Annotated in this window: 7 protein-coding genes; 4 read left to right on the top strand and 3 right to left on the bottom strand. The window is 57.5% G+C overall.

The window, feature by feature from the left end:
* Positions 1 to 18 precede the first annotated feature (18 nt).
* From ACVWXZ_RS11880 to ACVWXZ_RS11870, 3 genes are all read right to left on the bottom strand, one after another.
* Positions 19 to 1,494: a site-2 protease family protein gene (locus ACVWXZ_RS11880; protein ID WP_414418781.1), complete on the bottom strand. Its 1,476-nt coding sequence runs from the start codon at positions 1,492 to 1,494 to the stop codon at positions 19 to 21.
* Positions 1,495 to 1,541: 47 nt separating this feature from the next.
* Positions 1,542 to 2,633 (bottom strand): magnesium-protoporphyrin IX monomethyl ester (oxidative) cyclase, encoded by a 1,092-nt coding sequence (gene acsF / locus ACVWXZ_RS11875; RefSeq protein ID WP_457482553.1) that lies wholly within the window; start codon positions 2,631 to 2,633, stop codon positions 1,542 to 1,544.
* Positions 2,634 to 2,737: 104 nt separating this feature from the next.
* Positions 2,738 to 7,345: a glutamate synthase-related protein gene (locus ACVWXZ_RS11870; RefSeq protein ID WP_457482552.1), complete on the bottom strand. Its 4,608-nt coding sequence runs from the start codon at positions 7,343 to 7,345 to the stop codon at positions 2,738 to 2,740.
* Between the two features lie 285 nt (positions 7,346 to 7,630).
* Here ACVWXZ_RS11870 and ACVWXZ_RS11865 point away from each other — a divergent pair, with 285 nt between their 5' ends.
* The 4 genes from ACVWXZ_RS11865 (at position 7,631) to ACVWXZ_RS11850 (ending at position 15,477) form a co-directional block, all read left to right on the top strand.
* Entirely contained in the window at positions 7,631 to 7,846 is a 216-nt protein-coding gene (locus tag ACVWXZ_RS11865) for an IS630 transposase-related protein (RefSeq protein WP_414329292.1), read from the top strand.
* 613 nt (positions 7,847 to 8,459) lie between these two features.
* The gene (uvrC, locus tag ACVWXZ_RS11860) at positions 8,460 to 10,331 is read left to right on the top strand and encodes an excinuclease ABC subunit UvrC (RefSeq protein WP_457482551.1); all 1,872 of its coding nucleotides are present in this window, start codon (positions 8,460 to 8,462) and stop codon (positions 10,329 to 10,331) included.
* A gap of 210 nt (positions 10,332 to 10,541) precedes the next feature.
* Positions 10,542 to 13,751: a PAS domain S-box protein gene (locus ACVWXZ_RS11855; protein WP_457482550.1), complete on the top strand. Its 3,210-nt coding sequence runs from the start codon at positions 10,542 to 10,544 to the stop codon at positions 13,749 to 13,751.
* 49 nt (positions 13,752 to 13,800) lie between these two features.
* Positions 13,801 to 15,477, top strand: coding sequence for an NAD+ synthase (locus ACVWXZ_RS11850; RefSeq protein ID WP_457441502.1), 1,677 nt, complete (start codon positions 13,801 to 13,803; stop codon positions 15,475 to 15,477).
* The last annotated feature ends 214 nt before the right edge of the window (positions 15,478 to 15,691 follow it).

Below are 15,691 nucleotides of genomic sequence, written 5' to 3'. Positions count from 1 at the left end.
TCCTGGGCCTCTACCCCATCAGCCGTTGGGGAAATTGAGAAAGCCCGCCAAGGCCGGAGCAATCGGCAACAGGGTCATGACCATCAAAAAGAGGGCCAGCAATGCCAAAGCATCCCGCTGACCGTCGGTTTCAGTAATCTCATCCTGCGGTGGACGCTCTGGCTCGCGGGCGATGAACAGGATCAGCAGCGCCCAGTAGAGGGCCAAGACGTTGCTGATGGCCGCCACCGCCAAGGCAATCAGGGTGATGAAGGTGGCGCGGGCCGCCGTCTTCCGCCCGTACACCGCCTGCACAATGCGACCCCCGTCCAGCTGCCCTGCCGGCAGCAGGCTCAAGGCGGTGATTGCCAGGCCAATCCAGCCCACGGCAACAAAAGGATGAATGGGAACCAGCTCCGCCTGCAACTGGGATCCCAGCACCAGCCGCGCTAGGGTGCCTACCAGGATGGAGCTGCGGAAGATCTCCGTGGGCACATACAGACCCTCGGAGCCGGAGAGCTTCAGGCCAGCCAAGAGCACCAGCAGCGACAGGATCCCGCTCGCTGCCGGGCCGGCAAAGGCAATGTCGAAGAGGGCCTTGCGGCTGGGCACCGGCGATTGGATGCGGTTTAGGGATCCCAGCGTGCCGATCCCCAAGCTGGGGATAACAAAAGCAGGGCTGAGGCGCACGCCGTACTTGCCCGCCATCCAGCGGTGTCCGGTCTCATGCACCAGCAAGATGGCGAAGATCCCGGCCGCCACCGGCAGGGCTTCCACCCAGCGCCCCGGCGCATCCAACAGCCGGAAGCCCAAGAGATTGGCCCCCACCTCCAACGTGGCGACGAAGCTGAAGACCAGCAACGCCCCCGCCAGGATCTGCGCCCCCACGGAAGCGCGGTAATTGACGATGGGATCCGGCAAGACCACCACCGCCGGCTTTTCCGCCGGATCCTCCACCAAAAAGAGCTGGTAGCGACTGCCCACCTGCTCTTTGAGCTTCTCCACCAGCAGGGGTACCACCACCTCCGCCTCCTGGCGCAGGTTGCCCTTAAAAATCGCCCCTTCCCCATAGGGGACGGTCTCGGTGACGAAAAAGGTATCGAGGCCGAAAATAGACTGAATGGCCTGCAGATCCTCAGCCGAGATCCGCTGCAGAACCGCAGGCGCTTCCAAAGGCGCCTCCCCTGCCGAAGGGGCTTCCCCCTGCTCTTCCAGACGAGCCAACTGCTCGCGACGGGCCTGCAGCTCCTGCTGGGCCAACTGGCGGGTCTTGCGCCCCACGGCAATGTAGAGCCCCGTAAACACCAGCAACAGCAGCAGGAAACCGGCAAAGTTGAGGTAGATTCCCAGCAGCAACAGCCCTAGGAAGACCACCCAGGGCAGCAGCAGCAGGGATCCCTGTAACCACACCCAAACGGCCAAGGATCCCCGCCGACGGGCTCTCCAGAAGCCCCAACCCAAAAAGGCCAGCGTTCCCAGCAAAAAGAGCGGCGTAATCTCAGCGGCAATGTTCATGGCTGACCTATGAGGCTGTACGGGTACCAAGCTGAGGGCAAGACGGCTCAAGCAGAAACAGCCGTTCCTTCAAAACGGGGCTCCGGCTGCTCCCACAGGTAGAAGCCAGCTTTCCGAGGTTTCAGGAGGAACAGCCGCAAAAACTGATAGAAGTTATCCAAGTAGAGGGGCAGCTTGCGCAAACCCTTGAAGGGGCCGGATCCCCGGGCAATCTCCCTCAGCTTAGCGTTGTTGGCCACGCACTTTTGCAGCCGCCGCACAAACTCAGGGTTTTCCACATCCAACACCACCGGGAACACCTTGGCCGCCTCGCGGTTGGTCTTGTAGATTACCTCCATGTCATAAGTATGGGGATCCAGCCCGATGAGGCGGTAGAAATCCGGGCGCTCTCCCACATCGTTGAGGTACATGGTGGCAAACACCGACAGCAGGAAGAAGCGACACCACAGCTCCGCCACCCACCCCTCGAGCAGCCGCGGCTGGCTCAGGAGCATGAGAGCAAAGAAATCGCCGTGGCGGTTCTCGTCCTGGCACCAGTTCTTGAAGAAGTTGAAGATTGGGTAAACGCGGTTTTCGGGGTGAGCCTCCAGGTGGCGGTAGATGAGAATGTAGCGCCAGTAGCCGATCTTTTCGGAGAGATAGGTGGCGTAGAAGATAAAGCGGGGCGCAAAGTAAGTGTAGGACTTGTGCTTGGTCAAAAAGCCCAAGTCAAAGGCCATGTTGAAATCGCCCATGGCGCGGTTGAGGAAGCCGGCATGGCGAGCTTCATCGCGGCTCATCAGGGCAAAGCACTCGGCCAAAACGGGGTTGGTCTCTTTCAGCTTGCGCGACAGCTCCTTGTAGAGGAGAAAACCGGAGAACTCGGCTGTACAGGAGCGCTCCAAGAACTCCACAAACAACCGGCGCGCCTGCGGATCCAGGCGGCTTTCCCAGTCTTGGTTGAACTCCTCACCCCGGACGAAGTGATGGCGGTTGTAGTCGGCGCGAAACTCCTGCAGGATGGCCCGGAAATCGGCCTCTCGATCCCCTAAGCCCATTTTGCCGATGGCCTCGAAATCGGTGGTGTAGAAGCGCGGCGTCAGGATGGTCTCGGTGGGCACTCGCGCTTGAGTTTGAGCAGCTTGCAAACTGGGACTCATAGTGATTTAAAGCGGATGAAAAGGCCAGGTATACTCTCGCAGTTTACCAGCCTCTCTGGCCGTCGTGGGGATAAGAAGTGTTACCGGCAGGCTCTGAGAGATCCTTAAGACTCCACTGCCAGCGGCTGGGATCGCAAGGGATCCGTCAGCTCGCTGCCCTCCTCCGAAGGCGGGATCACCTGCCAAAACAGAGGCAAATAGGATTCCCAATTTTGCAGAATGCGCTCCGCTTTGGGGGAATGGGTGCGGCGATAGTGCTCCTGGATCAGGCTCTTCAGTTGTGCCTCTGCTGCTGCTGTCTGCACCCGCTGAATGCGCACGATCTCCCCGTTGACCTTGGCGGGGAAGTTGCCCTCCTCATCCAGCACATAGGCCAGGCCGCCGGTCATCCCCGCTCCCAGGTTGCGGCCCACCCGCCCCAGCACCACCACCACCCCACCGGTCATGTACTCGCAGCAGTGGTCGCCGGATCCCTCGATCACCGCCTGCGCTCCCGAGTTGCGCACCGCAAAGCGTTCCCCCGCTTGGCCGTTGGCAAACAGGGATCCGCCCGTGGCCCCGTACAAACAGGTGTTGCCCAGGATTACATTTTCCGCCGGATCGCGGGGCGCCTCAGGGGGAGCCAGGATGACGATCTCGCCACCACACATGCTCTTGCCCACGTAGTCATTGGCTTCTCCTGTCAGGGTCAGGCGCATCCCCGCCAGCGTAAAAGCGCCAAAGCTCTGGCCGGCGCTGCCGACAAAGCGCAGATCCAACTGCCCCCCCTGTTGGGCGAAGCCGGTATCTCCGTACAAGCGGGCCAAGGTTCCGGCAATGCGCCCGCCCACACAGCGGTCGGTGTTGGCGATAGGGATCTCCACCGTGGCCGTGCCGCAGGTTTCCACCGCCTTCTGCACCTCCGGCTGAGCCAGGATCTGCTCATCCAGCACCGGGCCGTTGGAATGCACCGGCTCATGCTCCAACCAGTCGGGCAGGGTGTTGGGATCAAAACCGGGGGGAGTTCGCAGCAGACACTCCAAGTTCAAGGATTGGGTCTTCTGCAGAACGGCATCGGCCCGCGGACAGAGCAGATCCACCCGTCCAATCACCTCCTTCAGAGAGCGGTAGCCCAGTTGCGCTAAGACTTGGCGCACCTCCTCCGCCACAAAGGTGAAGAAGGTCACCACGTGATCTGGCGTGCCGGGGAAGCGCTTGCGCAACTCCTCCTTCTGGCTGGTCACTCCCACAGGGCAGTTGTTGGTGTGGCACACCCGCGCCATGATGCACCCCTCCGCAATCATGGCCACCGTGCCAAAGCCAAACTCTTCTGCCCCCAGCATGGCCGCCATCACCACTTCCCAACCCGTGCGAATGCCGCCATCCACCCGCAGGATGGAGCGCTGCCGTAGGCCGTTTTCCAGCAGGGTATGATGCACCTCCACCAGGCCCAACTCCCAAGGTGCCCCGGCATGTTTGATGGAGCTCAAGGGGGAAGCCCCTGTGCCCCCTTCATGGCCGGAGATTTGGATGATGTCGGCGTTGGCCTTGGCTACTCCTGCCGCCACCGTGCCGATGCCCACCTCCGCCACCAGCTTCACCGACACCTGTGCCTGGGGGTTTACCTGGTGCAAGTCGAAGATCAACTGCGCCAGATCCTCGATGGAGTAGATGTCGTGGTGGGGCGGCGGCGAGATCAAGGTCACCCCCGGCTTGGAGCGGCGCAGCTTGGCGATGTAGGGGCTGACCTTTTTGCCCGGCAGTTGCCCGCCCTCGCCCGGCTTGGCCCCCTGGGCAATTTTGATCTCAATTTGCCGCGCGTTGAGCAAATACTCCGGTGTCACGCCAAAGCGGCCCGAGGCCACCTGCTTCACCGCCGAGCTGGCGTTGTCCCCCATGCGCAGCCCCTTCAGGTGGGGAAAGCGGGCCGAGGTGCCATCTGGGCCTACATCGGTGATGGGGAGGTATCGTTCCGGATCTTCCCCGCCTTCACCGGAGTTGGACTTGCCGCCGATGCGGTTCATGGCAATGGCCAGGGTCTCGTGGGCCTCGCGGCTGAGGGCCCCCAAGGACATCCCACCTGTGGCAAAGCGTTTGAAAATCTCCGACACCGGTTCCACTTCCTCCAAGGGAATGGGATCCCGGTCGCTGCGGAAATCCAGCAGGTCTCGCAACGCGGTGGGGGTGCGGCTGCGCAGGTGCGCCCTGTAGATCTCATAGTGGGCAGGCTGACCCGATTCGATGGCCTTGTGCAGCAGTTTGGCCATTTCTGGACTGTTGATGTGGTATTCGCCTTTGGGCCGCGCCTGGATAAAGCCAAAGTTCTCCAGCTTTTTCGAGGTGAGTTCGGGAAAGGCCCGCTGGTGATTCACCATGCCCTCGCGGGCCAGATCCGCCAGCGTCATGCCTCCCACCCGCGACACCGTGCCGCGGAAGGCCAGATCGATCACCTCTTGGCTCAGGCCAATGGCCTCGAAAATCTGCGCTCCGTGGTAGCTGGAGAGCAGAGAAATGCCCATTTTGGAAAGAATCTTGAGCAGCCCTGCCTCAATGGCGGCGCGGTACTTCAGTTGCACCTCGGCCAGGGAAAGCTGGGGCAACTTGCCGGCAGCCATCTGGGTTTGCGTCTTGGGCTTGTGCCACCACTGCCGCACAGCTTCATAGGCCAGATAAGGACAAACGGCGCTGGCCCCGTAGCCGATCAAGCAGGCAAAGTGGTGGGTGCTCCAGCATTGGGCAGTCTCCACCACCAGGGAAGCGCGTAGGCGCAGCCCCTCCTGGATGAGGTGATGGTGGATGGCGCCCACCGCCAACAGAGGTGGGATCAGAGCCTGCTCGGCATCAAGGCCGCGATCCGAGAGAATCAAGATCTCAGCTCCCCCCCGCACTGCCTGAGCCGCCTGCTGGCAGAGGGCCCGTACCTGGACCTCCAGTCCTTCTGGGCCGGCAGCCACCGGATAGAGAATCGGGAGCGTGTGGCAGGGAAAAGGGGTATGCTGCAGAGCGGCCAGCTCCGCTTCGTTGAGCACCGGACTGCGCAACTGCAACAGGCGGGCATGCTCAGGGCGGATCTCCAGCAGGTTGCCCTTGGATCCCAGATACACATCCAAAGACATCACCAGGCTCTCCCGCAGGGGATCGATGGCAGGGTTGGTGACCTGGGCAAAGCGCTGCTTGAAATAGTCGTAGAGGGGATGAGGCTGGGTGGACAGCACAGCCAGCGGCGCATCATCCCCCATGCTGAAGGTGGGCTCCTTGCCCGTAGCCGCCATCTCCTCGATGATCATCTCCACATCTTCTGAGGAGTACCCGAAGGCGGTTTGGGCTTGTAACAGTTGTTCTTCCGAGAGGTGAGGGGTATTTTCAAAGCCTTGGGTGCTGAGCTGAACGCGATGGGCTTTGAGCCATTCGCCGTAGGGGTGCTGGGCTGCCACCTGGGTTTTGATCTCCCAGTTTTTGCAGATTTGCCCGCTCTGCAGATCCACCGTCAGCATCTGCCCCGGGCCTAGCCGCCCTTTTTCCAAAATGTCGGTCTCCGGCAGAGGAACCACGCCAGCTTCCGAGGCCACCACCAGCAGACCATCGCGGCTGCGAGCGTAGCGGGCTGGGCGCAGGCCATTGCGATCCAACGTGGCCCCGATGGTTTTGCCGTCGCAGAAAACCACCATCGCCGGGCCATCCCAAGGCTCCTGCAGGCCGCCGAAGAACTCGTAGAAATCCACCACTTCCGGGTGATTCTGCAGTTCTGGCTGGTTGCGATAGGCTTCCGGGATCAGCACCATCATCGCCTGCTGAGTGGAGTAGCCGGACTGAATCAACAGCTCAAACACGGCGTCCAGGCCCGCCGAGTCGCTGGTGCCGGGGTCAATAATCGGCTTCAGATCCTCGACCGCTGTACCCCAGCGGGGATGGGAAAGGGTCTGTTCGCGGGCGGCCATCCAGTTGACATTGCCCAGGTAGGTGTTGATCTCGCCGTTGTGGCAGAGGTAGCGGAAAGGCTGAGCCAGCGACCAACGCGGCAGGGTATTGGTGCTGAAGCGGCGATGGTAGGTGGCGTAGGCGGTGCTGTAGAGGGGGTTTTGCAGATCTCGATAAAACTGGCCCAGAACCGACGATTGCACCATGCCTTTGTAAACGACAACCCGGCAGGACAAAGAGGCAAAATACAGAGCATAAAAGCCAAACCGAGCCTCTACCCGCCGCCGAATGCGCCGCCGCAACAGATAGAGCTGCTGCTCTAGCTCGTCTCCTTCCAGCGTGGGATGGGTGAGGAGCATCTGCCAAATGGAGGGCATGGTCTGCCGCGCCATCGGCCCCAGGCAATTGGGATTGACCGGTACCTGCCGCCAAACCACCCGCTGCCAGTCGGTGGTGGTCAAGTACTCATCGATCACCTGCTGCACCGCCTGACACTCAGCGGGATCCTGAGGCAAAAAGACCATCCCCACCGCGCTGTGAGTGGGATCCCAAGCTCGAATTTCTTCCCTCTCTGCCTGCAACAGCGACCAGGGGATTGCCGTTGCAATGCCCGCCCCATCACCGCTCTGGCCGTCGCCGCCACAGCCACCCCGATGTTCCATACAGGTGAGGGCCTGAAGGGTTTTCTGCAAGAGGTCGTGGCTGGCTCTCCCCTGCTGATTCACCAAAAAGCCGACCCCGCAAGCATCCCGCTCTTGAAAGTGCCAGTTTTCCTGCAGGATAGGGACCGAGACCTGAGAGGGATGGGGATTCATAGGAGTAAAAACAGTTTGGAATAAATCACGCTTTCAGAGGTGGAAAACCAGCATATCGCACTCCAATCCGACAGGAAAAGGGGGGCAGTCTCAAGTCACGGCTGGCTCTTGCCAACAGGGCAACCGTTGGGGCAATCGGCTCAGCGAAGTAAAGACAAAAAAGCTCGCCATGAACAGATTTTTCGAGTTTCTTCTGCGGCTTTCCCCGACGGACTGCGGACGACCTGAGAAAGCTAGGGCGAATGCGCCAGCTCACACCGGCTCCGCTCGCTGGCAACTGGCCCTGTGGAGAACTGCGGTAGGGAGACAGCCGTAGGGTATGTCCAGGAAGAGGGCAACCCCACAGATGTACAACAGATGTACAAAGTCAGGCGTGCAACGGTCTATCGCTGGCTGAACCTAGAAGACCTCAGGCCGACAAAAGTCAAGACCCAGAAGCCAAAGATAGACTTGGCCGCCCTGCAGCAAGACATAGGCCAGGATCCAGGAGCTCAATTGTAAGGATAGAGCTCAGAGATTCGGGTCGCGCCAGCGGGACGGAGCCCTTGCCCTATTGACTATACTGGTGGTGCTCTGGGAGCAATGATACTATTACCCTAGATTTTTCGTGTTTCTGAGTAAGCTCATGCTGACTTGCCCAAACCGTTATTCTTTTAACTTAGATACGACAAGATCCATAATGGAAAGCAGCATTATCGATGCCAGGATTGTCGAGGCAATTTATACCTGAATCTACTTAAAAGATTGTCTCAGAAGTCAATATATCCCTAGTTAATAAACTTAAGCGACTTTCCATTGCTGCTATATCTTATGTAAATGAACTACCAAAACTCTGGACAAAATTATGTTAATCACAAATCAGCTTATCCTTCCCAAATCATGGAGGTCTACCCGTCAAAAGAGGTACTTTGATCCTGCGATGCGACGAGCTATTGCCATTTGTGCTAGCAGGTTGGAGCTTGAAAGCAGGACGAGCTTCCCAAACTTGTTCAGAATGATTGTTCAGAATGACTGTGTCTCCACATGGGTTGGAGTCAGTGTTGCCGAGAAAAGCCATATCCTTGCTAGATTGAAGTCATGGGATCCCTGACTCTACCCGGTAGAACTGAACTTTATGACCGTCCCTCTGATTCACAGCCGTGACGTTCTAGAGAGCCGTCTCAAGGAGATTCCTGCTGAACCCGGCGTATATTTAATGCGAGATGCCACGGATCAGATCCTCTATGTAGGCAAGTCCAAGAAATTGCGCTCTCGAGTGCGATCTTATTTCCGCTTCACCGGCGACCTGTCCCCTCGCATTCAGCGCATGGTAGCTCAGGTTTGCGAGATCGAGTTTATCGTAACCGACAATGAAAGTGAAGCCCTAGCCCTAGAAGACAATCTGATTAAGACCCATCAGCCCCCTTATAATGTTCTCCTTAAGGACGATAAAAAGTATCCCTATTTGTGTATTACCTGGTCGGAGCCTTATCCCCAGCTTTACATCACCCGCCATCGTCGCCTTGATCGGAATCAAGACAAATACTATGGCCCCTACACCGATGTTGGCCTGTTGCGCCATACCCTTGGGTTGGTCAAACGAATTTTTCCCTTGCGCCAACGGCCCAAACCTCTGTACAAAGATCGCACCTGTTTGAACTACGACATTGGGCGCTGCCCCGGGGTATGCCAAGGCTTGATCAGCCCAGAAGAGTATCGCAAAACGCTGACTCAAGTGGCCATGATCTTCCAAGGCCAGACAGATGATCTGATCCGAGAGCTGCAGGAGAAGATGATCCAGGCCGCCGAACAGGAAAATTACGAGGCAGCCGCACGATATCGGGATCAAATTCGCGGTTTGGAACAATTGGGAGAATCCCAGAAGGTCTCTTTGCCTAACTCTACCGTCAGCCGTGATGCTCTGGCCTTGGCCATGAATGATTCACGAGCCTGCATTCAATTGTTTCAGGTGCGGGCAGGCAAGTTGGTGGGGCGGCTGGGGTTTGTGGCCGAAAACCGCGGTGACGACCCAGGCCTTATCTTGCAGCGGGCTTTACAAGAGCATTATCAATACTGCGATCCGGTGGAAATTCCCTCTGAGATTTTGACCCAGTATGAATTGCCCGATCACGATTTTCTGGAGTCTTGGCTGAGCCAGAAAAAAGGCCGCAAGGTCAGCCTCATTGCCCCCCAACGGCAGAGCAAAGCCGAGCTGATCGAGTTGGTTGAGCGGAATGCCCAACTGGAGCTAACCCGCACTCAGCGCTTGGCGGATCGGGATGCCGCGGCCTTGGAGCGCTTGGCAGAAGTCTTGGATTTGCCGGATGTGCCCCGCCGTCTAGAAGCCTACGATATTTCCCACATCCAGGGATCCGATGCTGTGGCCAGTCAGGTGGTGTTTATCGATGGCCTGCCTGCCAAACAGCACTACCGCCGCTACAAGATTCGCAACCCTGAGGTGCGCCCCGGTCACTCCGATGATTTTGCCAGCCATGCAGAAGTGGCCCGGCGTCGCTTCAGCAAAATGACCCCTGAGGATCAGCCGGATTTGGTGCTCATCGACGGGGGCAAGGGGCAGTTGTCGGCAGTCATGGCCGTCTTGGCGGATTTGGGGCTGGATCACCTGCCGGTAATTGCCTTGGCCAAGCGAGAAGAAGAGATCTTTCTGCCGGGGGATCCTGTGCCCTTGCGGTTGCCGGCCCAAGATCCGGCTCGCTTGTTGTTGCAACGCCTGCGAGATGAGGCCCACCGATTTGCTCTCGCCTTTCATCGCCAGCAACGGAAAGCGCGTCAACATGCCTCTACGCTGGACGAGATCCCCGGCCTAGGCAAGTATCGGCAAAAGCTGCTGATGGAAGAATTTCGGTCGATTGCCCGCATTCAGGTGGCTTCAGAAGACCAGCTGGCCCAGGTGCCCGGCATTGGCCCGAAGATTGCCCGACAGATTTACCGCTACTTTCACCCAGAAACTCAGGCGGGATCCCCGGAGACAGCGCAGGTGGAGTAGTTGAGAATCCGCACAGGGATCCCTGCTCCCCCAGCACTCGGTGGGGTAACATCCACAGAAACCTAAGCACCCTTCCTCGCCCGTGATTTTACGAGATCACGGGGGAACTTGTAGTGCGGAAAACATCGCTCAAAGCAAAAATGATACATAATCTCAGGGGCAGGCGTTCTTAGTGCCCTAGTACTGCTTGCGAAAACATAGGGGATCCTGATGTTGGCCGGACTCGATGTGCTCCTGGAAAATGCCCCCATTGGGATCTTTCGTGTGGATCTGCAGGGACGATACCGGTTTGCCAATGCCAAGCTTGCCGAGATATATGGCTATACTTCCTCTGCCCATTTGATGCGCCATCTGTCGGATTTTGGCCATCATCTCTATGCTGACGCTGCCGGTCGTCGCCAGTTTTTCCAGGATCTGCTTGCAGGCAAAGTCGGCGATGGGAGAGTGGCCCAAGAGTTTTTGATCCACAGTCGCAAGGGCTTGGACTTGTGGGTGCGAGAACAAATTCAAGTTGTCCGCAATCCGGCAGGGGATCCCCTCTGTTTTGAGGGGTATGTGGAAGACATCACGGCGCGGAAGCAGGCTGAACAAGCGCTTGCAGAGAGCCAACTCCGCTACAAAAGGTTGGTTTGTGCTATCCCACAAGCCTTAATGATCTTTAGCCAAGAAGGCAAATGCCTGGAGCTGATTTCTTCCCCGGAGAATGCTTGTGTTGCCTCACTCCCAGCAGAGCACCTTCAGGGAAAAGCAGTGCAAGAGCTGTTCGGCTCTGAGGTTAGCGACCAACTCCGGAGGCTGATTGACCGTTGCTTGAGCAGCGGATCCCAGCAAACCTTGGAATATCCCCTAACCAACTCAGCGGGAGAGCTCCGTTACCAAGAAATTTGCATAGTTCCCTACGGAGCAAATTGCGTGCTTGGCTGCATTCAAGATATTACCGAGCGCAAGCGGCTAGAGCTGGCCTTGTTGGAGATTCAACAGCGATTCTGGGGTATTGTAGAGTCCTGCAATTTGGGCATTTCTCTGCTGCCTCTTGAGCCAGAATCCAAGCCCCATGGCATGAACTCAGCCCTCAAGGATATAACAGGATATTCTGCAGAGGAATTGAAGGCTTTGCCTCTGGAGGCTTGTATCCCAGACTTGGCCGATGTTGAAACTCTAAAAAAACTTTGGCAGGAGTTGGTTGATGGCCGGCGCAGTCATTATGAATTGGAACATCGCTACACCCGTAAGAATGGCCAAATCATCTGGGTAAAGTCTCAGGTTTATGTTGTGAGAGATGAAGAACAAAAGCCTCTGTTTGCCGTTTACTTCCTGGATGATATTAGCGAGCGCCGATCCATCAAATCTGCTCTTGAGGAAATTCAAAACCAATTGCAGGGGATCTTCAACTTCTGTAGCCAAGGGATTGCTCTGATGAGCCTGGATCCTGATCCCCGGTATCTCAGCCTCAACCCGGCAATGGCAGAGATTACAGGGTACAGCGAGGAAGATTGGTCGGCTCTGAAAGCGGAAGATTACACTCCCTATCCCGAAGACCGAGAACGGGGCGAGATACTCTGGAATGAATTGATTGCCGGATACGCTAGCAACTATGAATATGAAAAGGTGATCCGCCGTAAAGATGGCAGAGAGATCTGGGTTCGCCTGCAACTGTCTGTAGTGCGAAACGCTCAAAACGAGCCTCTGTTTGCCATCCAATTTCTAGAAGATATTTCCGAGCGAAAAAGGGCCGAAACTCACCTGCGAGAAAGTTTGGCCGATCTGGCCCGCAGCGAAGCACGTTACCGCGCTCTTTACGAAGCGATCCCAGATATGCTTTTGCAAGTGAATCGGCAAGGGCTAATCCTGTCCTACAAGCCCCCCAAAGGATTTGCATCGGCCTATCCCGATGACCGCTATCCTAACCAGTACATTCAGGATCTGTTTCCAGAGCATTGGAAAATCTACTTTGCTCCCTTGTTGGAGAAAGCCTTTCAAACGGGAGAAATTCAGGTTATTGAATATCCGCTTCCTCAAATTTCTCAAGACGCGGCGGAAGCATTGCCGGAATATCGCGAGGCACGTCTGTTGCCCTTTGGGCCGGATGAGGCCATTGTTTTGGTGCGTGATATTACTCTGCGTAAGCGTTTGGAGCTGGCCCAGCAAACGCGAGAAGCTGAGTTAACAGCTCTGGTGCAACAGCGAACCCAGCAACTGGAACGCAGTCTACAGTTTGAATCGATTCTGCGCCGCCTCATCCATCAGATACGGGCAACTCTGGATGAAAGGCAGATCTTGCAGACAGTTGTGAACGAGCTGGGAAAATTTTTGGGCGTTCTTTTTTGCAATGTTGGCCTTTACGATAGCCGCCGAACCTACTCCCTGATCAGCTATGAATACACGACGCTTTCGACCTCTGGGATCGGCGCTCGGGTTCAGATGAAAGATTTTCCCCTCTTCTACGAACAGCTATGGCGAGGCTGGTGCTTTCAACTGTGCGCTCGGGATCGTCAACGGGATCCCGACACTTTGCCCCCTTATTTGACCAAGCTGGCCTGCCCCATTGGGGACGATCAGGGCATTCTTGGGGATCTGTGGCTGGCCCGGCCTCCTGAGGAGAGTTTCAGCGATTGGGAAATCGATTTGGCTCAGCAAATGGCGGCCCAGTGTGCGATTGCCTTGCGACAGGCCAGGCTCTACCTCAGCAGCCAGGCTCAGGTGACGGAATTGAAAAAACTCAGCCAAATTAGGGATAACTTCCTGGCCGCCGTCTCCCATGAGCTGCGCACTCCCCTTACCAGCATTAGCCTCTCGGTTCACCTGCTGAAACTGAGCCATCAAGTTTCTCCTCTCACCCCCAAGCAAATCCAGTATCTTGAGGTTCTGGAGCAGGCGTGCGAGCGAGAGATCTCCCTAATTAACGATCTTCTGGATCTACAAAATTTGTCGGGCAATACGCTCAAGCTGCCCTCTGAGCAGGTTAACCTGCCTCTCCTTTTAGCACCTCTTATCAATCGGTTCCAAGACCGGATGCGCAAGCGGCAGCAAACCCTAGAAGTTCACTGGGATCCCCACCTGCCCTATCTGCACACCCATCCCCGCCTGTTGGAACGCTTGGTCTGTGAGCTTTTGACCAATGCCCACAAATTCACGCCCGCCGGCGAACACATTGTCCTAGAGGCTGTTGCTTTAGGTTCCGACCGCTGGGAGCTGCGCTTGACCAACACGGGCACCACCATTCCCCTCGAAGAACAAGAACGCATTTTCGAGCAGTTTTATCGCATCCCCCACTCAGATCCCTGGCAGCAGGGGGGAACAGGCTTGGGATTGGCTCTGGCCCAAGCCATTGCCAACCACTTGGGCGGCTCTTTGCAGGTGGAAAGCACTGCCCACCAAACCACGTTTATTCTTCGCTTGCCCGCAGCAGAATCTTGTTGACGATTCGGTTTGGGCCACTTATGGTGAGATTTACCATATGGGGGGCAGGGTGAAGGTAGCGCTGTTGCAACTGAACTACATCGTCGGCGATCTAAGCGGAAATGCCGAGCGCATCCGTTCGGCAGTCGAGGCAGTGGCGGCGGCGGGAGCAGAGTTGGCCATCACCTCGGAGCTGGCGTTGCTGGGATATCCACCCCGCGATTTGTTGCTCTATCCGGCCCTGGTCGAGAGGGCAAGCCAGGTTTTGCAGCACTTGGCCAGCCGGTTACAGGCCAGCATTCCGGTAGTCGTGGGATCCGTGCAGCCCAATCCTCTGCCTGAGGGTCGGCCCCTTTACAATGCTGCTGCCTGGCTGGAGGGAGGCCAGATCCGCCACTGGTTTCAGAAGTCGCTCTTGCCCACCTACGATGTCTTCGACGAAGATCGCTATTTTGAGCCGGGATCCCAGCCCCAACCCATCGAGTACCGTGGCCGCCGCCTGGGCTTTACCATTTGTGAAGACATTTGGAACGACCGCGACTTTTGGCAGCACCGCCGCTACCACTGGGATCCGGTGGAAGAGATGGCCCGCTGCGGTGCCGACCTGCTGATTAACCTCTCGGCTTCCCCCTTCAGCCTAGGCAAACAGAAGTTGCGGCTGGAGATGCTGGGATCCCTGGCCCGCAAGCACGCCCTGCCCATTCTCTATGTCAATCAAGTGGGGGGCAACGACGATCTCATCTTCGATGGGGCCAGTTGTGCCCTGGATCGCTGGGGTCGGGTTGTGGCCCAAGCGGCTGCCTTTCAGCCGGATCAGCTCATCCTGGATGTGGACGAGTTGACGCAGTCTCCCAACCTAGACCAGAGCCCACCGACCGCGGGATCCCGCTGGCCGACCGAACCAGAAGCCGAGCTGTACGAAGCCTTGGTTTTGGGCACCCGCGATTACGTCAGCAAATGTGGCTTTCGCGAGGTGGTATTGGGCCTGTCGGGAGGGATCGATTCTGCCGTCACTGCTGTGATCGCCGCCGATGCTTTGGGGCCGGAGCGGGTGCTGGGGGTGCTCATGCCCTCTCCCTATTCCAGCCCTGGCAGCCTGACCGACGCCTACCAACTGGCGCAAAACCTGGGGATCCCGACCCTGAAGCTGCCGATTCAGTCCATCATGGAGAGCTACCACCAGCTTTTGGCAGAGCCCTTTGCCGGCCTCCCCCCCGACATCACGGAAGAAAACCTGCAATCGCGCATTCGCGGCACCCTCCTCATGGCCCTTTCCAACAAGTTCGGGCGGCTGCTGCTGACCACAGGCAACAAATCAGAGCTAGCAGTGGGCTACTGCACCATTTACGGGGATATGTCCGGCGGCCTGGCGGTGATTTCCGATGTGCCCAAGACCTGGGTGTACCGCTTGGCTCGCTGGATCAACCGACAGCAGGAGCGGATCCCGCTTGCTACGCTGACCAAGCCCCCCTCAGCGGAATTGCGACCCGGCCAACAAGATAGCGACAGCTTGCCCCCCTACGATTTGCTGGACAAGATCCTGCAGCGGCACATCGAGCAGCATCAATCCAGCCCCGAGTTGGTGGCTCAAGGGTTCGATCCCGACACGGTGCAGCACGTGCTGCGGCTGGTTCAGAATGCCGAGTTCAAGCGACACCAAGCTCCCCCTGGGCTACGCATTACCGATCGCGCCTTCGGCACCGGCTGGCGGATGCCAATCGCCAAGCGTCAAGAAGGGATCATCTGATGGAACTAGTGGGATACCCTCACCAAATTTTCGGGCTGGAGGCCCGCACCATAGCCGCAGGCTTGGTGTCGGGAGGAAAGCCCGCCTCCTTATAGGTTTGCTGGTCAAAAGTCTGGATAAACTACAATAAGCCCATGAGCCAGACTATATCCGTACGTTGCAAGCTGATAGTCCCACAAGAGTTGCGTCAAGAAATTGACCGCACTTTGCAGGG

The organism is Thermostichus sp. MS-CIW-38, assembly GCF_054058415.1.
Note: the sequence above shows the minus strand (reverse complement) of the source record. Positions and strands in the feature narration are given on the sequence as shown.